Origin of the sequence: Tabrizicola sp. (assembly GCF_016793705.1) — a bacterium.
In the GTDB taxonomy this organism is placed as follows: Bacteria; Pseudomonadota; Alphaproteobacteria; order Rhodobacterales; family Rhodobacteraceae; genus Tabrizicola.
Genome location: NZ_JAEULO010000039.1, coordinates 93423 through 112854, shown reverse-complemented (window position 1 = coordinate 112854; position 19432 = coordinate 93423). Strand labels below are relative to the sequence as shown.

The window sequence follows — 19432 nt, the reverse complement described above, 5'->3', positions numbered from 1 at the left end:
ACGACTTGCGCGCGGGCATTCAGGAACGGTTAAGGATTGGACGGCCGACCCGGCAGGCGATCCGGCTGGAACGCTAAAGGATGACCTGCGGCTCGGGCAGGCCCATCGCCGTGCCGGGAAAGGCGAAAAGCTGACCGGAGGCGGGATGGCGGGCGCGGGCCTCGGCATCCATATGCTCAAGCGCGGTGGTGACGTAAAGCGTCGTCAGCCCCGGCCCGCCGAAGGCCGGGCACGAGGAATGCGGCGCGCCGGGGGTTTCCACCGCATGCAGGAACACTCCGTCCGGACCGTAGCAGGCCACCCGCCCCGCACCCCATTGCGCATTCCAGAATCGGCCCTCGGCGTCGATGACAGCGCCGTCCGGATTCAGCCCCGCGCGGGCGAGATCGAGCCAGGCTTCGGGCTCGCCCTTCGGCCAGCCCTGCGCATCGAGCGCGACCTTCATCACCCGGCCCAGCACGGTGTCGCCGAAATGCGCGGCGCTGCCGTCCGGGGTGAAGCAGATCGCGTTGGGGATCGTCACGCCTTCGTAAAGCCGCCGCAGCTCGCCGCAATACCAGCGCCAGATCGCGCCTACGCCCTTTTCGGCCTTCTTGCCCATGGTGCCGAACCAGAACCCGCCCTGCCGGTCGGCGCGGCCATCGTTCGACCGGGTGGCCGCGGTTCCGGCTTCGGCGACCGCCTTTTCGGTGCCGGTGACGAGATCGAAGCGGATCAGCCCCGTCTCGCTGGCAAGAAGCAGTTCGTCGCGGGAGATCCAGCCTGCGGCGGAGACATATCCGGAAAAGCTCCAGGATTGCTTCTGCGAGTGCAGGGTCCGGTTCAGGATGTCGAACCAGAACAATTCCTCGCGCAGGGGGTGCCAGAGCGGGCCTTCGCCCAATTCGCAGGCGCGAGTGTCGAAGATCATGGGAAGACCTCGTCATAGGCCGCGACGATGGCGGCGGCTTTGCGGGCGATTTCAGAAGTGGACAGGCCGGGCGTATAGAGCGCGGTGCCGATGCCGAAGCCATCCGCCCCGGCGCGGGCCCAGTCGGCGAAGTTCGCCGGTCCGGCACCGCCTACGGCGTAGACGGCCATGCCCTTCGGCAAGACCGCGCGGATCGCCTTCAGCCCCTCGGGGCCGAGCAGGTTGCCGGGGAAGAGTTTCAGCCCCGTCGCCCCGGCCTTGATGGCGGCGAAACATTCGGTCGGCGTCATCACCCCGGGCCAGGAGGCCATCCCGGCGGCACGGGTGGCGGCGATCACCTCCGAGTCGGCATTGGGCGAGACGATGAGCGTGCCACCTGCGGCCTTCACCTGCGCCACCTCGGCCACGCTCAGCACGGTGCCCGCGCCGATCTCGGCCCCCGGGACGGCGGCGACCATCGCGGCAATCGAGTCGAAGGGGTCGGGCGAGTTCAGCGGCACCTCGATCCGGGTGATCCCGGCGGCGACCAGCGCCCCGGCGGCGGGGGCGGCCTCGGGCGGGGTGATCCCGCGCAGGATGGCAATCAGGTTGCGGTGGGTCATCTGGCGCCCTCGGTCTGGGGGGAAAGCGAGGCGAGGCCCGCAAGCGTGCAGTCGGTGACAGACAGGCGCTGCGCTGTGACCCCCTGCGCCGCCAGCGCGCGGACATAGGCGGCAGACAGCTTCTCGGCCCCGATCAGGGTGACGCGCTGGCCCAGCCAGTAGGGTTTGGCGCCCGCAAGCTCCATCCCGATCAAGAGGCCGGACAGCCGCGCGCGGGCGGCAGCGGGGGACAGGCCCGCGACCAGCCCCTGCGCCCGCAAGGAGAAAAGCCGCGCGCCCAGCCGTTCGGGGCGGGAGAGCGCATCGGAGACGGCGGTGTCGAAGGCGGCCTCGTCCCAGCCCGCGCCCGGCATGCCGTGGCGCAGGACCGAGGCGGTGGACAGAAGCGCGAAGAGTTCGCCCGTCATGAAGGTCTGGAAGCTGACGACCTCGCCCGCGCTGACATGCGCCCATTTGGAATGGGTGCCCGGCAGGCAGAGGACGCCGTCATAGCCCGGCATCAGGCGCAGCGCCCCGGCGATCTGGGTTTCCTCGCCGCGCATCACGTCGGCGGGGTCGGCCTGCATCAGGCCGGGGGCGATGCGGACGTTCAGGCGCGGGTCGGTGGTGGCGGCGGCGATCAGCGCGGCGGGGTCGAGCGGGGTGCAGGGCACGGCGCGATAGGGCGCCTCGCGCCAGCCCTGGCGGCTGCCGACCATGCCGCAGGCGAGGATGGGGGGATTGCCCCCCAGCCAAGGGGTGATCAGACGCAGGAGCGCGGGTTCGAAACCCTCCGGGGCCAGCTTGCCCATGCCGTCATCCGACTCCGCCTCGGCCAGCACGTTGCCATCGGCGCCCATCGCCCAGGCGCGCAGGTTCGAGGTGCCCCAGTCGACGGCGATCCAGGCGGGGGTCGGGGCGTCGGTCATCCGGAGACGAAGCCTCCATCCAGGATCAGGGTCTGCGAGGTCATCATGCGCGCGGCATCGGAAGCGAGGAACAGCACCGACCCCGCCACGTCGGTGGGCTGGATCGGGTCGGGCAGGCATTGCCGGGTGAGATGGCTGGCAAGGGCTTCGGGGGTGACCCAAAGCTCTTTCTGCCGCTCGGTCAGCACCCAGCCGGGCGCGATGGCGTTGACGCGGATGCGGTCCGGCCCGAATTCGCGGGCGAGCGTCCGGGTCAGGCCGACGATCCCGGCATTGGCGGTGATATAGGCGGCATAGCCCTTGTCGGCCATCATGAAGCTGATCGAGGAGAAGTTGATGATCGACCCCCCGCCCGCCGCCCGCATGCCCGGGATCACCGATTGGCAGGCGAAGAAATAGGACCGCAGGTTCACGTCGATGGACCAGTCCCAGAAGGTCTCGTCGGTCTTCAGCGTGTCGTGGCGCTGGTCGTTCGCCGCGTTGTTCACCAGCACGGTGATCGGCCCCTGCGCCTTGGCGGCGGTCGACAGGGTCAGCTGCAACTGGTCGGTGACGGCGATGTCGCAGGGCAGGAACAGCGGGCGGTTGCCGGTGGCCTGTTCCATCGCGTCGCAGAAGGGCGTGGCGTCCGAGCGCTGGCAGAAGGCGACTTTCGCGCCCTGGCGCAGGAAGGCCTCGGTCAGCGCCGCGCCGATGCCCGATCCGCCGCCGGTGATGAAGACGGATTGACCCTGCAGGTCGGGGAAGATGGCATCGGTCATGCTCTGGTCCTTCGGCGACCCCGGTTGCCGGGTGCGGCTGCGGGCGACAGGATGAATGGGTGACGCCGTGACCAACCAGCGTCAAGGGGTTCCGTTCCGGGGCGCAGTATTCATCGTGCGCCCCGGATCATCGGCTTACTGTCCCGCGAGGAATTTCTCGGCGTCGAGCGCGGCCATGCAACCCATTCCGGCGCTGGTGACGGCCTGGCGGTAGATGTGGTCGGTCAGGTCCCCCGCCGCGAAGACACCGGGGGTCGCAGTGCGGGTGGACCCCGGCTCGACCACGACATAGCCGCCGGAATGCAGCGGCAGCTGGTCCTTCACCAGCTCGGACGAGGGCGCGTGGCCGATGGCGACGAAGAAGCCGTCGCAGGGAATCTCGCTCTCCACCCCGGTCTTCATGTTCTGGACCCGCACCCCGGTGACCCCCAGCGGAGCCTCGGTCCCAAGAATCTCCGTCACCGCGCTGTCCCAGACCACCGTTATCTTCGGATTCTTGAACAGCCGGTCCTGCAGGATCCTTTCGGCCCGGAAACTGTCGCGGCGGTGAACGACCGTCACCTTCGAGGCGAAGTTGGTGAGGAACAGCGCCTCCTCCACCGCCGTGTTGCCGCCGCCGATCACCACCACCTCTTTCCCGCGGTAGAAGAATCCGTCGCAGGTCGCGCAGGCCGAGACGCCGAAGCCCTTGAACTTCTCCTCGCTGGGCAGCCCCAGCCACTTCGCCTGCGCCCCGGTGGCGAGGATCACCGCGTCGGCGGTATAGGTGGTGCCGCTGTCTGCCTGCGCGGTGAAGGGGCGCTTGGAGAGGTCGAGGCTGGTGATGTAGTCCGAGATCACCTCAGCCCCCATCGCCTTGGCATGTGCCTCCATCCGCACCATCAGGTCGGGGCCCTGCACTTCCGTGTCACCGGGCCAGTTCTCCACTTCGGTGGTGATGGTCAGCTGGCCGCCGGGCTGCAGGCCCTGGATCAACAGCGGCTCCAGCATCGCGCGGGCGGAATAGACCGCCGCCGTATAGCCCGCCGGGCCGGAGCCGATGATCAGAACCTTGGTATGCCGCGTCTCGCCCATGCTGTCCCCCGTTTTCCGGCCCCCGATATAGTCCTCCGCGATGGGGGCGGAAAGCCCCCGCATGGCGGGGTTGCGAAGGGCACAGGGATCGTTTTCTTGCGCTGCGTTGAAATATTATTGCGCAGGAAGTCCCCCGCGCGTAAGTAAGGCGCGAGATTGGAGGCATCATGGCCGCGCACAAGCTTGATCCCATCGACCGGCAGATCCTGGCCGAATTGCAGGCCGATGGCCGGATGACCAATGTCGAGCTGGCAAGCCGTGTGGGCATCTCGGCCCCGCCCTGCCTGCGCCGGGTGCGCGGCCTGGAGGAGCAGGGCTTCATCCGCGGCTACCATGCCGACATCAACGCGCGGGAACTGGGCTTCGAGGTGCAGGTCTTCGCGATGGTGCGGCTGTCGAGCCAGGCCGAGGCCGACCTTGCCGCCTTCGAGGCGCGCTGCCGGGCCTGGCCCTTGGTCCGCGAATGTCACATGCTGAACGGTGAGATCGACTTCATCCTGAAATGCGTCTCGCCCGACCTGTCGACCTTCCAGAGCTTCCTGACCGAGGAATTGCTGAAGGCCGACCATGTGGCCAATGTGAAGACCAGCCTTGTCATCCGATGCGCCAAGGACGAGCCCGGTCTGCCCTTCGACGTGCTGGAAGCGCGGCTGGCGAAGAACGCCTGAGCCGTCCCATAACAGAATGACGCTTGTCGGGAATGACCTGCTGCTCTGTCGGCAGTCTAAGGATTTTCTAGAAAATTCTTAGACTTGATCTAGTGAAGCAAGGCTCGTCACGCCCTAGCGGGCGGCGTCCGAGACCTGGCGGGTCGCGGTCTTCAGCCGCATGGCAAAGCCCTTCTGCCCCGCGACCATGGCGGTGCGGCCCGAGGTCTGGCGCGCGCTGGCGCGGGCGACGACGCGACTGTCTTCGCCGTCGCCGACGGTTTCAAGGATGGAGAGAATCCAGCGGCGCTTGGTCTTCATCTGGATGATCATCGCTTTCCCCACCGCAATTCAACCTGACAGGGAAAGGGATGACCCGAGATTGCGGCAGGGTTGGGGAAGAACCGTGCAGCAATCGGAGCATTTTCATGCCGGATTTCGCCGTCTTATAGCCTTATTGTCGAGATGAGGCGCCCGTAGTCGGCCTCGCCCGCATGGGTGGTGCGGCGGAAGGAGTAGAACCGCGCGGGGTCGCGGTAGGTGCAATGGCCGGTCCATTCCGCCTGTTTCACCCCGGCAGCACGCAGGCGGTGAAGGCCATAGCCCGGCAGGTCGAAGAGCATCCGGTCGCCCTCGCCATTCGCGAAGAAGCGCGTGCTGTCCTCATCCTCGGTGCGGAAGCGGTCGAAGAATTCCGGGCCGACCTCATAGGCCACCTGGCTGATCGTCGGGCCGATGATGGCGGTGATGTTCGACCTCTGCGCCCCCAAGGCCTCCATCGCGTCGAGCGTGGCTTCCAGTACCCCGTCCACCGCGCCGCGCCAGCCGGCATGGGCCGCGCCGACGACCTTCGCCTGCGGGTCGGCGAAGAGGACGGGCTGGCAATCGGCGGTCAGCACGGCAAGAAGGACGCCGGGAGTCGCCGTGACCAGCGCATCGGCCTCGGGGCGGATCGACAGCGGGCCGGTCACGGGCAGGGCCCTGGCCGAATGGACCTGGTGGACCGTGACCAGCATCTCCGGCCCGACGCCCATCGCCTCGGCCACGCGGGTGCGGTTGATGGCGACGATTTCGGTCTGGTCCGACGATCCGGTGCCACAGTTCAGTCCTGCGAAGATGCCCGAAGAGGCCCCGCCCTTGCGGGTGAAGAAGCCGTGCCGGGCGTCCAGGGCATCGGCGGTGATGATTTCCAGCGTGGAGTGCATCAGGCGAATCCGGGGGGTGGCGGGGCACCGGGCGAGGTGAGGGCAAGCACCTTGAACAGCGAACCCATTTCCGAGGGATCGGTCAAGCGCCGATGCGCAGCGCGGTGGCTTTCCAGTGCGGCGCCGGTGAGGTTGCAGGCCAGCCGTTCGGCGCGGGCGTCGATGCCGAGGCGGGTCAGGACCGCGCCTTGGGTGTCGTAGGCAAAGGCGGGCGCGAGGGCCGCGAGAGGCTCGAAATCGACATGGGCGGTGAGGTCGGCTTCCCCCGGGTGAGCGAGCGGATCGTCGGGCCGGTGCTGGCGCATGGCCTGGAGCGTGTCGCCCTGCGAGCGCCAGCCGCCGTAGTCGATCCAGTAGGCGATGCCGCCAGCCCTTGCGATGCGGGTCGCGACTTCGGCGATCGCATGGCGGGCGGCAAGATTGTCCTCGACCAGCGCCGTATCGGGTGCATGGCGGAAGGCGGCGGTCTCGGGGACCTGCGGCAGAGAGGCGGAGAGGCCGAAGGTGAGGGCCTCGTCACGCAGGCCGATCAGCCGTTCCCGCCAGCCCTGCGGGCCGCGGATGAACTGGCGGATCGGCAGGGCGTCAAGGAATTCGTTGGCGATGAGGAAGAGGGGGGCCTCGGGCAGGTCTCCGATGCGGTCGATCCAGCTCGGTTCGTAGGCGCAGAGTTTGGCGTGCTGCATCTCGCGCAGGCGCGGCGAAGCCTCGACCAGCACGACCTGCGCGGCTTGGTGAAAGCCGGGAACGCCCCGCGTGGCCCGCAGGATGTCAGCCATCAGCGTGCCGCGTCCCGGCCCCAGCTCGCCCAGCGTGAAGGGCGCGGGCGAGCCCCGGTCGAGCCAGGCCTGCGCCAGCGCGAGCCCGACCAGCTCGCCGAACATCTGGCTGATCTCGGGTGCGGTGGTGAAGTCCCCTTTCGTGCCGAACGGGTCGCGGGTGGTGTAGTAGCCGTGGACCGGATGCAGCAGGCATTCGGCCATGTAGTCAGCCACCGTGATCGGCCCCGTCTCGCGGATGCGTTCGACCAGCAGGCGGGCGAGGGGGGTCATGTCTCGCGGGCGCGAAGCACGAACCACAGCCCGGCAACAATCATCGGCAGCGACAGAAGCTGGCCCATGGTCAGACCGTAACCGCCGACATGCAGCGCCAGACCGACCGGATTGCCGGGCGAGACGAATTGGGCGTCGGGCTGGCGGACGAATTCCACCAGGAAGCGCGCGACGCCGTAGCCCACAAGGAACAGCCCCATCAGCGCGCCGGGGCGCTTGAACCAGCCCCGACGGAAGGCGAGCCAGGTCAGCACGGCCAGCAGGAGCAGCCCCTCCAGCGCCGCCTGATACAGCTGGCTCGGGTGCCGTGCGCAGGCGCCGGTCAGTTGCGCGCAGGTCTGGGCGGCGGCGCCGGGAAAGACCACGCCCCAGGGCAGGTCGGTGGTGCGGCCCCAAAGCTCGGCGTTGACGAAGTTCGACAGGCGGCCCAGGCCAAGGCCCACCGGAGCGGCGACGGCGAGGAGGTCGCCCATCGACAGCATCGGGATCTTCTCGCGGCGGCAGAACCAGATGCCCGCCAGCACGACGCCCGCGAAACCGCCGTGGAAGGACATACCGCCCTCCCAGACGTAGGGAATGCGCCAGGGCTCGGCGAGGAAGGCGGCAGGTTCGTAGAAGATCACATAGCCAAGCCGCCCGCCGAGGATGACGCCGACGACGGCCCAGGTGAAGAAGCGTTCCACCTGCTCGGCGGTCAAGGGCGGCTCGCCTGCCCAGAGGCGCGGGGTGCGGATGGCGCGCAGGATGATCCACCAGCCGTAGAGGAGGCCCGCCATATAGGCCAAGGCATACCAGCGCAGGGCGAATTCGCGGCCGAAGAGCGTGACCGAAAAGACGTTGGGCGAGATGTCGGGGAAGGGGATCATGCGGGCCCTTTCGGCTATGGCACCACTTGTCGCGGGCGGGGCAGGCGATGTCAACCGCGCCCCGTCTCCTGCGCCTTGCCCCGGCGGCGGGGCGGGGCCATATAGGGGCGAAGCGCAGGAGGTTGCCCATGCAGACCCGCAACAAGTTCTTCGACGACATGAGCCAGCTCATGACCAATGCGATGGGCTTGGCCCAGGGCGCCAAGACCGAGGCCGAGACGGCGTTCAAGGGCTTCGTCGACCGATGGATGGCCGACCGCGACTTCGTGACCCGCGAGGAATTCGACGCCGCCCGCGCCATGGCGCAGAAGGCACGCGAGGAAAACACGGCGCTGGAGGCGCGGATCGCGGCGCTGGAGGCAGCGCTGGCGAAGAAGAAGGGCTGACGGGCGCGCTTGCCGCACCGGATCTGTGCGGAAATCCGCGTGGCAGGACGGCGCCCGGTCGCATAGATTGCCGTCGAACCGATGTGCGAGGCGCCCCCTATGTCCATCCACCCCGAAACCCGCGTGGGCCATGTCCATCTCAAGGTCGCCGATCTCGACCGGGCGATCGCCTTCTATTCCGGGATCCTCGGCTTCGACGTGACCCAGCGCTACGGTTCGCAGGCGGCCTTCCTGTCGGCGGGCGGCTATCACCACCACATCGGCCTGAACACCTGGGAGAGCCTTGGCGGATCGCCGCCGCCGCCCGGCCATACCGGGCTTTACCATTCGGCCTTTCTCTTCCCCGACCGCAAGGCCCTGGCCCAGGTCCTGAAACGGCTGGTCGAGGCGGGCTATCCCCTGACCGGGGCCACCGATCACGGTGTGTCCGAGGCGCTTTACCTCGACGATCCCGACGGCAACGGCGTAGAGCTTTACCGCGACCGCCCCGAAGCCGACTGGCCCCGCGCCGCGGATGGATCGCTGGCGATGATCACGAAGCGGCTGGATGTGCAGGCGCTGTTGGCCGAAGCCGACTGATCACGCCCTGAGCAGCCGGAAGGCCGCCGAGGCGCCCCATCCCGCCACGGCGGCCAGCACCAGCGAGACGAGGCCGTAGACCAGCGGCTGCTGTTTCGCGAGGTTGAAGACGAAGCGCTCCAGCCCCTCCTTCCGCACGCCGATCAGCCTCTCCTGGCTGGCCACCACCCGCTTGTCGCGCAAGAGGAACAGGCGGACCTTGTATTCGCCCTCGGTCAGGTTGGCGGGCAGCTCGACATCGGTGCGGAAGAGCGTGTCCTCGGTCAGCTCGACCTTGCCCTCCAGGATGCGATAGCGCCCCTCGTTGGTGCGGACCCGCAGGAGCGCCAGGATGAACTCGCCCGACTGGTCGGCTTCGGCCGAGATGCCGATGGCGCGGATCACCCGCTCGATGGTGATGCCGTAGCGCAGGTTGTCGATGTCGGACAGGATGTGGCTCAGCGGGCCGGTGGTGGCGACGGCGTAGAAGCTGGGCGCGCTGTCGATCATCACCGAGGCATTGTTGACCCAGATCCCCGCGACCCTGCCCTTGCGGCGGACGGCGACGGGGGTGGCGGGCCCCTCGACGGTGACGATCACTTCCATCGGACCGCCTTCAGGTGCGGGGGCGTCGCGCTTGACCGCGCCGTAGATCAGGATCTCCGATCCGTCGAAATCGGCGGTGATCGAGACGCGGTTCTGGCTCATCCCCGAGACGATGACCTCTTGCGCAGCGGCGGGCAGGGCCAGCGCAACCAGAAGGGCCAGCGCTCGGATCATGGCAGGACCACCGGCGAGACGGAGTACAGCTCGTCCGGCGTGACCAGCAGATCGACCGCGATGCGCAGAGCGACGGTCAGAACCAGAAGCGACAGCAGGATCCGCAGCTGTTCGGCCTTGAGCCGCACGCCGACCCGAGTCCCGATCTGCGCGCCGATCACGCCCCCAAGGATCAGGAGCAGCGCCAGCATCATGTCGACGGTCTGGCTGTTCACCGCATGCATCACCGTCGTGAAGCCGGTGACGAAGATGATCTGGAACAGCGAGGTGCCGATCACCACCTTGGTCGGCATCCCCAAGAGGTAGATCATCGCGGGCACCAGGATGAAGCCGCCGCCCACCCCCATGATCGCGGCCAGGAAGCCCACCGCGGCCCCGATCAGCGCCGGTGGGATCACGCTGATGTAAAGCCCGCTCGCGCGGAACTTCATCTTGAAGGGCAGGCCGTGGACCCAGGAATGCACATGCGCTCGCCGGATCGGCGCGCCGCCGGCCTGACGCGAGCGCAGAAGGCTGCGCAGGCTTTCCTGGAACATCATCGCGCCGATCAGCCCCAGGAACAGCACGTAGGACAGCTGCACAAACAGGTCGACCTGGCCCAGCCGCTGCATCCAGGCGAAGACCCAGACCCCGATGGCCGACCCGACGAACCCGCCCAGGAGAAGGACGGTACCCATGTGGAAATCCACTCCCTTGCGCCGAAGCTGCGCCAGCACGCCCGAGACCGAGGAGGCGACGACCTGGTTCGCGCCGGTGGCCACGGCGACCGCCGGGGGAACGCCGATGAAGAAGAGAAGCGGCGTGATCAGGAAGCCGCCGCCGACCCCGAACATGCCCGAGAGGAACCCGACGATGCCCCCCAGCCCGAGGATGAGGAAGGCGTTGACCGAGACCTCGGCGATGGGGAGATAAAGCTGCATCAAGGCGGCCCAATCGGGGGCAAAAGCGGCGGGACGATCAAACGCTTGCGCGCCTTTTCCGGCGAAGTCAAACCCCGATTCGTCTCACTTTCGTGAGCGCAGGAATTCCCGCAGGATGCGTTCCAGTTTTGCCGCACCCAGGGGTGCCATCGCCTTGGTGTGTTCGTGGCTGATCTTCTCGTCGCTCATCCCGGCGGCCATGTTGGTGATGGTGGAAATCGCCGCGACCCTGAGGCCCAGGAAGCGGGCGAGGATCACCTCCGGCACGGTGGACATGCCGACCGCATCACCGCCCAGAAGCTTGAGCATGCGGATTTCCGCCGGGGTCTCGAAGGACGGGCCGGAATACCAGCAATAGACGCCTTCCGGCAGGTCGATGCCTTCCACCACGGCGGCGGCTTCGAGCGCGCGGCGCATCGCGGGATCATGCGCATCGGTCATCGGCACGAAGCGGGCGTCGGTCTTTTCGCCGATCAGCGGGTTCAGCCCGGAGTAGTTGATGTGGTCGGACAAGAGCATGACGCTGCCCGGCGGAATGTCGGGGCGCATCGACCCGGCGGCATTGGTCAGGATCAACTGGCTGGCCCCCAGCGCCTTCAGCACCTGCAAGGGCAGGAGCATCGCGCGGGGGTTGCCGGATTCATAGTAATGTTCCCGCGCGCCAAAGGCCGCGACGCGGACGCCTTCCAGCGTGCCCACATGAAGGTGCGGATTGTGGCCCGAGACGCCGACATGCGGGAAGCCCGGCAGGTCGGCATAGGGGATCGCCACGCCGTCGACCGCCTGCGCCAGATGGCCGAGGCCGGAGCCGAGGATGAGGCCCAGCTCGACCGGAGCATCGCCCGCGCGGGACCGGATCAGGCTGGCGAGGGTCTCTGCGTCGGCCATGCCTAGCGTTCCTTCACATAGGGCTCGCCCCCGGCCCGCGGCGGGATCGCCTTGCCGACGAAGCCCGCCAGCACCAGGACGGTCAGGATATAGGGCAGGGCGTCGAGGAAGGGCACGGGCACCTTCACCTGCACGACCCGCTCCACCACGTCGGGGCGCAGCGCAAGCGCCTGGAAGAAGCCGAACAGAAGACAGGCCCCCATCGCCTGCACCGGGCGCCACTTGGCAAAGATCAGCGCGGCGAGCGCGATATAGCCGCGCCCGGCGGTCATCTCTTTCCCGAAGCCCGCTTGCAGCGCCGTCGCCATATAGGCCCCGGCTAGGCCGCAGAGCACCCCGGTGATCATCACGGCCGAGAAGCGCAGGCCCTTGACGCTGACCCCGGCAGTATCGACGGCGGCGGGGTTTTCGCCCACGGCGCGCAGGCGCAGGCCATAGCGGGTGCGGTAGAGCACCCACCAGGTCAGCGCGACGATGGCGAAGGCGGCATAGACCAGGATGGAATGGCCCGAGATCACCTCGGCATAGAGCGGGCCGAGCACGGGCACCCCGCGCAGCGCCTCGGCGAAGGGCAGGTGCAGCTCGCCAAAGCGGGCGGCGCCGGTCAGGGGCGGGGTGCGGCCGCCCTGGCCGAAAAGGCTCTGCGCGGCAAGAACGGTAAGGCCGGAGGCAAGGAAGTTCAGCGCCACCCCGGCGATCAGCTGGTTGCCGCGGAAGGTGATCGACGTCACCCCGTGGATCAGCGCGAAGGCCAGCGACCCGGCGATCCCCGCCAGCGCGCCCACCCAGGCCGATCCGGTGTAATAGGCGACCGCGCCCGCGCACATGGCGGCGACCAGCATCTTGCCTTCCAGCCCGATGTCGAAGACGCCGGAGCGTTCGGAATAAAGCCCCGCGAGACAGGCGAGCAGCAAGGGCGTCGCCAGCCGCAGCGTCGAGTCGAGGATTTGCAGAAGCGTGCCGTAATCCATCACGCGGCCTCCAGTCTTGCCGGGCGGAAGAGGGCGAAGATGCGGGTCAGGAGCATCCGCACCATCACGTCCAGCGCGCCAGTGAACAGGATGACAAGCCCCTGCACCACGGTCCGCAGCTCGATCGGGATCTTGGTCCAGAGGCCAAGTTCGGCCCCGCCCTGGAAGAGGAAGCCGAAGAGAAGCGCCGCCAGCACCACGCCGACCGGGTGGTTCCGCCCCATCAGCGCGACGGCGATGCCGATGAAGCCCGCGCCGCTGGCAGAATTGCCGAGAAGCCGCTCCGCCTCGCCCATCACGTTGTTGATCGCCATCAGCCCGGCGAGGCCGCCCGAGATCAGCATGGCGATCATGATGATCCGGGTCGGATTGATCCCGGCATAGCGGGCGGCGGGTTCCGACTTGCCGAAGGCGCGGATCTGGTAGCCGAGCCGCGTGCGCCAGAGAAGGAGCCAGACCACCACAGCCATTGCCAATGCGATGAAGAAGGTGACGTTGGCGGGCACGCCGGAGGTGAAGACCAGGTTCAGACCAGGGGTTTCGTTGAAGCTGGGCAGATGCGCCTCGGGCGGGAAGTTCGCGGTCGCCGGGTCCATCTTGCCGGGGGGGCGCAGCACGTCGACCAGCATGAAGATCATCAGGCTGGCGGCGATGTAGTTGAACATGATCGTCGTGATCACGATATGGCTGCCGCGCTTGGCCTGGAGGTAAGCCGGGATCGCCGCCCAGGCCGCTCCGAACACCGCCGCGCCGACCGAGGCCGCGAGCAGCGCCAGCGTCCAGTGCGGCCAGGGAATGAAGAGGACCGCCAGCGCAACCCCAAGGCCCCCCAGTTGCGCCTGTCCCTCACCGCCGATGTTGAAAAGGCCCGCGTGGAAGGCGACCGTCACCGCCAGCCCGGTGAAGATGAAGCTGGTGGCGTAATAGAGCGTATAGCCCCAGCCATAGGCGTTCATCACCGACCCTTCGACCATGACCGTGATCGCCTCCCACGGGTCCTGACCGATGGCGATGATGACCAGAGCCGAAATGATCGCGGCAAGGGTCAGCGAGACAAGGGGGACAAGGGCGACATCGGCCCAGCGAGGCAGGCGATCCATCAGGCGGCCCTCCATTCATTCATGCGCCGTCCAAAACGTCCATTGTCGGAGACTACCATGCGCAAGCCTCTCGCAGTGGTTTGACGGCCACATCAAGGCCGGTCAGATCAAAGGTGAATTCGACGGGGCTTTCGTTGAACGGCGTCGCACGAAACGCGATGCTCTTCCCGTCCAGCATTTCCTTGATGAAGGGGATCGACTTGTTCCCGGACCAGAGACCCAGGGCCTTGTTGTCCGTTGACCCCTCCGTCCGGATCGTCGACGCCCTGCGCTGGTCAATGCGGTAGTCAACGACCCCGTAGCCTTGAAGGTCGCTCAGGAAAAGGTCGTTCAGCCAGAGATACGCGACGGTGGTGTTCTCCATGCAGCGAAGGTGGAGGACTGCGGGTCCGGGCGCGCCAAACTGGCCACGGATCGGCTCCTCGGACTCGAGCGAAAGAACCACCGTGCGACTGTCATCGAAGGCGGATTTGTCTTCGGTCACGACCCACTTGCCCGGCTTTTCGGAAACCGCTTCAGTCTGCGCTTCGTCGGGCGCTTCGGCTTCAGGCGCGGCCTTTGGCGTCGAAGCGATGGCGAGCGGCGTGTCGTTGGCCGGTCCACCGATGGTGACGCACTTCCCTGTTTCCGAAAGGACCGGCTGTCCGCCCTTCTCGACATCCATGACCGAATTGGCCGGCGCGAACCGGAAGTCGTACCCATCGACCAGGCCGGAAATCATGCGCCCCGTTCCAGCGCCCTCTACAAGTTCGACACCGGGGCGTCCACCGATCTCCAGCATCTTCTTGCCGTCCGATCCATCTGGAAACCGCATGACGGCGCTGGGCAGTGTCGGGAAGGTGCAGGCGACAATGATCTCGGCTTGGGCAGGCGCCGCCACCGCTGCAATGGCCATGGCAAAGGCGCGGAGGCCCATCACGCCGCCTCCCCTTTCCCCGTCACCCCGGCCATCAGGAGGCCCAGCTCCCGCTCATCCGTCGTCTCGGGTTCGCGGAAGCCCATCAGCCTCCCGTCGAACATCACGGCGATGCGGTCCGAGAGGCTCATGATCTCGTCCAGCTCCACGCTGACGAGAAGGATCGCCTTGCCCTGGTCGCGGAGCGCGATGATCTGGTTGTGGATGAACTCGATGGCACCGATGTCGACGCCCCGGGTGGGCTGGCCGATCAGGAGGAGGTCCGGGTCCTGCTCCATCTCGCGCGCGACGACGATCTTCTGCTGGTTGCCGCCGGAGAAGCTTTTCGCCGGGAGCCAGCAATCGGGCGGGCGCACGTCGAACTTCTCCATCTTATGCCTTGTATCCTCGCGCAGGGCGTCGTTGTCCATCAGAAGCGCGTTCTTCTGGTAGTCCGGGTCGTTGAAATAGCCGAAGGCCATGTTCTCCCAGGCGGTGAAATCCATGATCAGCCCGTGGTGCTGGCGGTCCTCGGGCACATGGGCGATGCCCGCGTGGCGGCGGCTTTGCCCGTCGGCGCCGGGGCCGGTCAGTGGCAGGGCGGTGCCGTTCAAGAGAATGTTGCCCTCGGCGCGGTCATGCGCTTCCAGCATCCCCCCCAGCACGGCCAGAAGCTCCGACTGCCCGTTCCCGGCCACCCCCGCGATGCCGAGGATCTCGCCCGCGCGGATCTCGAAGCTGACGCCCTTCAGGCGTTCCACCTTGTGCTCGTCCCGCACCCGCAGGTCCTCGACCTTCAGCACCACCTCGCCGCGCTTGGCGGGACCCTTCTCGACCTCCAGGAGGACCTTGCGCCCGACCATAAGCTCCGCCAGCTGCTCGGGGCTGGTCTCGGCGGTCTTCACCGTGGCGACCATCGTGCCGCGCCGCATGACGCTCACGTTGTCGGTCGCCTCCATGATCTCGCGCAGCTTGTGGGTGATCAGGATCACCGTCTTGCCCTGCTCCTTCAGCCCTTTCAGGATGCGGAACAGGTGGTCGGCCTCGTCGGGGGTCAGCACGCCCGTGGGCTCGTCCAGGATCAGGATGTCGGCCTGGCGATACAGCGCCTTCAGGATTTCCACCCGCTGCTGGTGGCCGACCGACAGATCCTCGATCAGCGCATCGGGGTCGACGTCAAGCTCGTAGTCGCGCGCCAGCCGCTCCAGCTCCTTCCGCGCCTTGGCGAGCGAGCTGTTCAGCATCCGGCCTTCCTCGGCGCCGAGGATGATGTTCTCCAGCACGCTGAAGTTCTGCACCAGCTTGAAATGCTGGAAGACCATGCCGATCCCGGCGCGGATGGCGCTCTGGCTGTCGGGGATCGGGGTGAGCTGGCCGTTGATGAAGATCTGCCCGGCATCCGCCTTGTAGAAACCGTAGAGGATGGACATCAGCGTGGACTTGCCCGCGCCATTCTCGCCGATGATGCCGTGGATCGTGCCTTTCGGCACCGCGATGTTGATGTCCTTGTTGGCCTGGACCGGACCGAAGGCCTTGGAGATGCCTTTCAGCTCGATGGCATAAGCCGCATCAGCCATGTCTTCCCCCTGTCGACCTGGCACCCGCCGCTTGTGGCGCGGCTTTTCCGGGTGCCTCTTGCAAGGATGCCGCGCCAGAGGTCTGGCGCGGCATCATTCTTCTCAGGCGGTCAGCCGATCAGAACGTGGCGGCCGGGCAGGTGTTGTCCGACATGTAGTCGTGCACCACGATCTCGCCCGACTTGATCTTCTCGGCCGCGGCATCGACCGCCGCCTGCATTTCCGGCGTCACCAGCGCGGCGTTGTTCTCGTCCATCGCATAGCCGACGCCGTCGTTGGCCAGACCCATGACGTTGATGCCGGGGGTCAGCGCCTCGCCTTCCTTGAAGGCCTCGTAGACAGCGTTGTCGACGCGCTTCAGCATCGAGGTCAGGACCTGGCCGGGGTGCAGGTAGTTCTGGTTCGAGTCGACGCCGATCGACAGGATCCCCTCGTCTGCCGCCGCTTGCAGCACGCCCACGCCGGTTCCGCCCGCCGCCGCATAGATCACGTCGGCGCCTTGCGCCTTCTGGCCCTTGGCCAGTTCTGCGCCCTTCACCGGGTCGTTCCACGCCGCCGGAGTGGTTCCGGTCATGTTGAGCACGACCTTGGCATCCGGCTTGGCTGCAAGAACGCCCTGGGCATAGCCGCAGCCGAACTTGCGGATCAGCGGGATGTCCATGCCGCCGATGAAACCGACGGTGCCGGTCTTGGTGGCAAGGCCCGCCATCATGCCGACAAGGTACGAGCCTTCATGTTCGTTGAAGACGACCGATTTCACGTTCGGCTGTTCGACAACCATGTCGATGATGGCGAACTTGGTGTCCGGAAAGTCCGGCGCGACCTTGTTCAGGACATCGCCGAAGGCAAAGCCGGTCATGACGACAGGGTTGGCGCCCGCTTCTGCCAGACGGCGCAACGCCTGCTCGCGCTGGGCCTCGTCCTGCATTTCCAGTTCCTTGAACGTGCCGCCGGTTTCGGTCGCCCAGCGGGTCGCCCCGTTGAACGCGGCTTCGTTGAACGACTTGTCGAACTTGCCGCCGAGGTCGAAGATGATCGCCGGTTCGGCCACGGCGACGCCCGACAGAAGGGCGAATGCGCAAGTGGCCCCGGCAAGGGATTTCATAAGGCTCATGGGTGTTCTCCCGGTTGATAAACACACTGCCACCCTGTCCGCCGGTCTGATCCGGTCGCGGGCGGTTTCTGATCTGATTAGCGACAAAGCCCGCTTGGGGGTCAAGCCGGATTCGCGCGGCAGGCCCGGAAAGTTGACCCGATGGTCAGGAAGGATCACGACCCCGGCATCGCCGCCAGCGCGCGGGTCATGACCAATGCGTCGATCCGCTGGCCCTCGGCCGTCCGGTAGTAGTTCCGCCGCAGGCCCGAGCGGCTGAAGCCCGCCGATTCGTAAAGCGCAATGGCAGCGGCATTTTCCGCCGAAACCTCCAGAAACGCGGCTTCGGCTCCGCGCAGCCGGGCCTGGTAGAGGAAGCGCGAGACAAGCTTGCGCGCAAGGCCCCGGCGACGGGCCTCGGGCGCAACGGCGAGGGTCAGAAGCTCGGCCTCGCCCGCAACCGCGCGGCCCAGCAGGAACCCTGCATCGCCCTCGACCAGCAGGAAGGTGAGCGGATCGGCGAGGAAACCGGCAAAGTCGGCGTCGCTCCAGGGTGGCGGCATGCGGAAGCAGCGGGCGTGAAGGGCGGCGAGAGCCTCGGGGGTCACGGCAGGATCACCGGCGGCGGGTCCGAGGGCGGGGCGGCATCGGCGCCGCGCAGGTAGAAGGGGGCGGGGCGGGGCTGCGGGGTGGCAGCGCGGCTCGCGGCGATGCGGGCGATGGCCTCGGCCAGCGGCATGGCCGGGGGGAGGGCCTTGTCGCCTGCCGCCGAGCCGGTTGCCGGGCAGGCAGGCGCCACGCGGTCTGCAAGATGTGCCTCTCCGGTCCCGGCAGGGGTGAACAGCTGGACATAGGCCTGGCCGCGCCGGGCATCCTCGATCACCATCACCGGGCGTGGCAGGCCATGGGCCAGCGCCTCCAGCCGGGTGACGCCGATGGCCGGGATGCCAAGGCCGAGGGCAAGGCCCCGTGCCGCCGCCACTGCGATGCGGACGCCGGTGAAGTTGCCGGGGCCGGTACCGACCGCCAGCGCCTTGAGGTCGGACCAGTCGAGCCCGGCTTCGGCGAGCAGCCCCTCCAGCAGCGGGATCAGGCGTTCGGCCTGGCCTTTTTCCATCGGCTCAAGCCGCTGGATCACCCGGTCGGGCAGCAGCAAGGACGCCGCGCAATACGGGCCGGAGGTATCGAAGGCCAGAAGCGGCAGCTCCTCCTGCGCCTTCGGCTTCTCGTCGCCGACCAATCCGCGAGGAGCGACCCGAAGGGAGCGAGGAGCCGTCACAAAGGGCTCAGGCCGCGACAGGCCGCACTTCCACCACTTCCGGGATGTAGTGCCGCAGCAGGTTCTCGATCCCCATCTTCAGCGTCAGCGTCGAGGACGGGCAGCCCGCGCAGGCGCCCTGCATGTGCAGGTAGACCACCCCCCGGTCGAAGCCGTGGAAGGTGATGTCGCCGCCATCCTGCGCCACCGCCGGGCGGACGCGGGTGTCCAGCAATTCCTTGATCTGCTTTACGATGTCGCCATCCTCGCCGGTGTGCTCGGCATGGCCGCCGCCGGTCGATGCCTCGCCCTCGATCACCGGGGCGCCCGACTGGTAATGCTCCATGATCGCGCCGAGGATCTGCGGCTTGATATGGGGCCAGTCGACGTCATCCGCCTTGGTGACGGTGACGAAATCAGTGCCGAAGAACACTCCGGTCACGCCGCCCGCCGCGAAGATGCGTTTCGCCAGCGGCGACTTGGCTGCGGCTTCGGCGCTGGGGAAATCGGCGGTGCCGAGGTCCAGCACGGTCTGGCCAGGCAGGAATTTCAGCGTTGCAGGGTTCGGCGTGGATTCGGTCTGGATGAACATGGTTCCGGTCTCCGACGGTTCCTGTCGGATATGCGCCTTGCACCCCGCAGTGTCAAGTTTGGAACCGTTCTAAACTGGTGGCAGCATGGATGGTGGGTTCGCACCCACCCTGCCGACGCGAGACCTGTAGGGTGGGTGCGAACCCACCAGCCACGCCACGAGGTCAGGCCTGATCCGATCCCCAATAGGCGTACATCTGCTCCAGCGCGGTCAGGGGGCGCAGGCGCGGGGCAGGCAGGGTGACGACTTCGGGCGAGAAATAGGGCTCCAGCACTGGCGCGACATCACGGCGGATCTGGCGGAACGGGTGGATGGACATGATCTTCAAGCCTTTCGGAAGGCTCCTCCCATGCCCTTACGATAGACCCTGGCGTCTGCGCCCCCAAGGC

At 67.3% G+C, this 19432-nt stretch carries 24 protein-coding genes; 3 read left to right on the top strand and 21 right to left on the bottom strand.

The window, feature by feature from the left end; translation table 11 throughout:
• Nucleotides 1-73 precede the first annotated feature (73 nt).
• The 5 genes from JNJ68_RS09395 to trxB all read right to left on the bottom strand — a co-directional run bounded on the left by JNJ68_RS09395 (nt 74) and on the right by trxB (nt 4255).
• Nucleotides 74-910, bottom strand: coding sequence for an SMP-30/gluconolactonase/LRE family protein (locus tag JNJ68_RS09395; RefSeq protein ID WP_294981796.1), 837 nt, complete (start codon nt 908-910; stop codon nt 74-76).
• Nucleotides 907-1512, bottom strand: a complete 606-nt coding sequence (locus JNJ68_RS09390) for a 2-dehydro-3-deoxy-6-phosphogalactonate aldolase (RefSeq protein WP_294981795.1) — start codon at nt 1510-1512, stop codon at nt 907-909. The genes JNJ68_RS09395 and JNJ68_RS09390 overlap by 4 nt, the downstream gene beginning before the upstream one ends.
• Complete coding sequence (locus JNJ68_RS09385; protein WP_294981793.1) at nt 1509-2420, bottom strand: 2-dehydro-3-deoxygalactonokinase; 912 nt, start codon at nt 2418-2420, stop codon at nt 1509-1511. The genes JNJ68_RS09390 and JNJ68_RS09385 overlap by 4 nt, the downstream gene beginning before the upstream one ends.
• Nucleotides 2417-3181 (bottom strand): SDR family oxidoreductase, encoded by a 765-nt coding sequence (locus JNJ68_RS09380; RefSeq protein ID WP_294981791.1) that lies wholly within the window; start codon nt 3179-3181, stop codon nt 2417-2419. Before JNJ68_RS09380 ends, JNJ68_RS09385 begins: the two co-directional genes overlap by 4 nt.
• A gap of 135 nt (nt 3182-3316) precedes the next feature.
• The gene (trxB, locus tag JNJ68_RS09375) at nt 3317-4255 is read right to left on the bottom strand and encodes a thioredoxin-disulfide reductase (protein WP_294981919.1); all 939 of its coding nucleotides are present in this window, start codon (nt 4253-4255) and stop codon (nt 3317-3319) included.
• 167 nt (nt 4256-4422) lie between these two features.
• On the opposite strand from trxB, the gene JNJ68_RS09370 reads away from it, so the two are divergent.
• Complete coding sequence (locus JNJ68_RS09370; RefSeq protein WP_294981789.1) at nt 4423-4923, top strand: Lrp/AsnC family transcriptional regulator; 501 nt, start codon at nt 4423-4425, stop codon at nt 4921-4923.
• Nucleotides 4924-5037: 114 nt separating this feature from the next.
• Here JNJ68_RS09370 and JNJ68_RS09365 read toward each other — a convergent pair whose 3' ends face one another.
• The 4 genes from JNJ68_RS09365 to lgt all read right to left on the bottom strand — a co-directional run bounded on the left by JNJ68_RS09365 (nt 5038) and on the right by lgt (nt 8025).
• Entirely contained in the window at nt 5038-5235 is a 198-nt protein-coding gene (locus tag JNJ68_RS09365; protein WP_294981787.1) for a hypothetical protein, read from the bottom strand.
• Between the two features lie 113 nt (nt 5236-5348).
• A complete protein-coding gene (gene pgeF, locus JNJ68_RS09360; RefSeq protein WP_294981785.1) occupies nt 5349-6107 on the bottom strand; it encodes a peptidoglycan editing factor PgeF in 759 nt (252 codons plus the stop codon).
• Nucleotides 6107-7159, bottom strand: coding sequence for an SAM-dependent methyltransferase (locus tag JNJ68_RS09355; RefSeq protein WP_294981783.1), 1053 nt, complete (start codon nt 7157-7159; stop codon nt 6107-6109). The genes pgeF and JNJ68_RS09355 overlap by 1 nt, the downstream gene beginning before the upstream one ends.
• Nucleotides 7156-8025, bottom strand: a complete 870-nt coding sequence (gene lgt, locus JNJ68_RS09350) for a prolipoprotein diacylglyceryl transferase (protein ID WP_294981781.1) — start codon at nt 8023-8025, stop codon at nt 7156-7158. The genes JNJ68_RS09355 and lgt overlap by 4 nt, the downstream gene beginning before the upstream one ends.
• Before the next feature lie 47 nt (nt 8026-8072).
• Between lgt and JNJ68_RS09345 the strand changes: the two genes are divergently transcribed.
• Both JNJ68_RS09345 and JNJ68_RS09340 read left to right on the top strand, forming a co-directional pair.
• Nucleotides 8073-8411: an accessory factor UbiK family protein gene (locus JNJ68_RS09345; RefSeq protein WP_294981779.1), complete on the top strand. Its 339-nt coding sequence runs from the start codon at nt 8073-8075 to the stop codon at nt 8409-8411.
• Between the two features lie 99 nt (nt 8412-8510).
• Nucleotides 8511-8990, top strand: a complete 480-nt coding sequence (locus JNJ68_RS09340) for a VOC family protein (RefSeq protein ID WP_294981778.1) — start codon at nt 8511-8513, stop codon at nt 8988-8990.
• On the opposite strand, the gene JNJ68_RS09335 is transcribed toward JNJ68_RS09340, so the two are convergent.
• The 12 genes from JNJ68_RS09335 to JNJ68_RS09280 form a co-directional block, all read right to left on the bottom strand.
• Nucleotides 8991-9749, bottom strand: coding sequence for a TIGR02186 family protein (locus tag JNJ68_RS09335; RefSeq protein ID WP_294981776.1), 759 nt, complete (start codon nt 9747-9749; stop codon nt 8991-8993).
• Nucleotides 9746-10669: a sulfite exporter TauE/SafE family protein gene (locus JNJ68_RS09330; protein WP_294981774.1), complete on the bottom strand. Its 924-nt coding sequence runs from the start codon at nt 10667-10669 to the stop codon at nt 9746-9748. Before JNJ68_RS09330 ends, JNJ68_RS09335 begins: the two co-directional genes overlap by 4 nt.
• An 84-nt stretch (nt 10670-10753) precedes the next feature.
• Nucleotides 10754-11557 (bottom strand): purine-nucleoside phosphorylase, encoded by an 804-nt coding sequence (locus tag JNJ68_RS09325; protein WP_294981772.1) that lies wholly within the window; start codon nt 11555-11557, stop codon nt 10754-10756.
• Between the two features lie 2 nt (nt 11558-11559).
• Nucleotides 11560-12528 carry an ABC transporter permease gene (locus JNJ68_RS09320; RefSeq protein ID WP_294981770.1) on the bottom strand — a complete coding sequence of 323 codons (969 nt, stop codon included), beginning with the start codon at nt 12526-12528 and terminating at the stop codon, nt 11560-11562.
• The gene (locus JNJ68_RS09315; RefSeq protein WP_294981768.1) at nt 12528-13628 is read right to left on the bottom strand and encodes an ABC transporter permease; all 1101 of its coding nucleotides are present in this window, start codon (nt 13626-13628) and stop codon (nt 12528-12530) included. The genes JNJ68_RS09320 and JNJ68_RS09315 overlap by 1 nt, the downstream gene beginning before the upstream one ends.
• Before the next feature lie 52 nt (nt 13629-13680).
• A complete protein-coding gene (locus tag JNJ68_RS09310) occupies nt 13681-14544 on the bottom strand; it encodes a type VI secretion system-associated protein TagO (protein WP_294981766.1) in 864 nt (287 codons plus the stop codon).
• Entirely contained in the window at nt 14544-16100 is a 1557-nt protein-coding gene (locus JNJ68_RS09305; RefSeq protein WP_294981764.1) for an ABC transporter ATP-binding protein, read from the bottom strand. The genes JNJ68_RS09310 and JNJ68_RS09305 overlap by 1 nt, the downstream gene beginning before the upstream one ends.
• 118 nt (nt 16101-16218) lie before the next feature.
• Entirely contained in the window at nt 16219-17214 is a 996-nt protein-coding gene (locus JNJ68_RS09300) for a BMP family ABC transporter substrate-binding protein (RefSeq protein ID WP_294981763.1), read from the bottom strand.
• A 155-nt stretch (nt 17215-17369) separates the two neighbouring features.
• Nucleotides 17370-17801, bottom strand: coding sequence for a ribosomal protein S18-alanine N-acetyltransferase (gene rimI, locus JNJ68_RS09295; protein ID WP_294981761.1), 432 nt, complete (start codon nt 17799-17801; stop codon nt 17370-17372).
• Nucleotides 17798-18433, bottom strand: a complete 636-nt coding sequence (gene tsaB, locus JNJ68_RS09290) for a tRNA (adenosine(37)-N6)-threonylcarbamoyltransferase complex dimerization subunit type 1 TsaB (protein WP_294981759.1) — start codon at nt 18431-18433, stop codon at nt 17798-17800. The genes rimI and tsaB overlap by 4 nt, the downstream gene beginning before the upstream one ends.
• Before the next feature lie 46 nt (nt 18434-18479).
• Nucleotides 18480-19043 carry a NifU family protein gene (locus JNJ68_RS09285; RefSeq protein WP_294981757.1) on the bottom strand — a complete coding sequence of 188 codons (564 nt, stop codon included), beginning with the start codon at nt 19041-19043 and terminating at the stop codon, nt 18480-18482.
• Between the two features lie 163 nt (nt 19044-19206).
• Entirely contained in the window at nt 19207-19371 is a 165-nt protein-coding gene (locus JNJ68_RS09280; protein WP_294981755.1) for a hypothetical protein, read from the bottom strand.
• Nucleotides 19372-19432 lie beyond the last annotated feature (61 nt).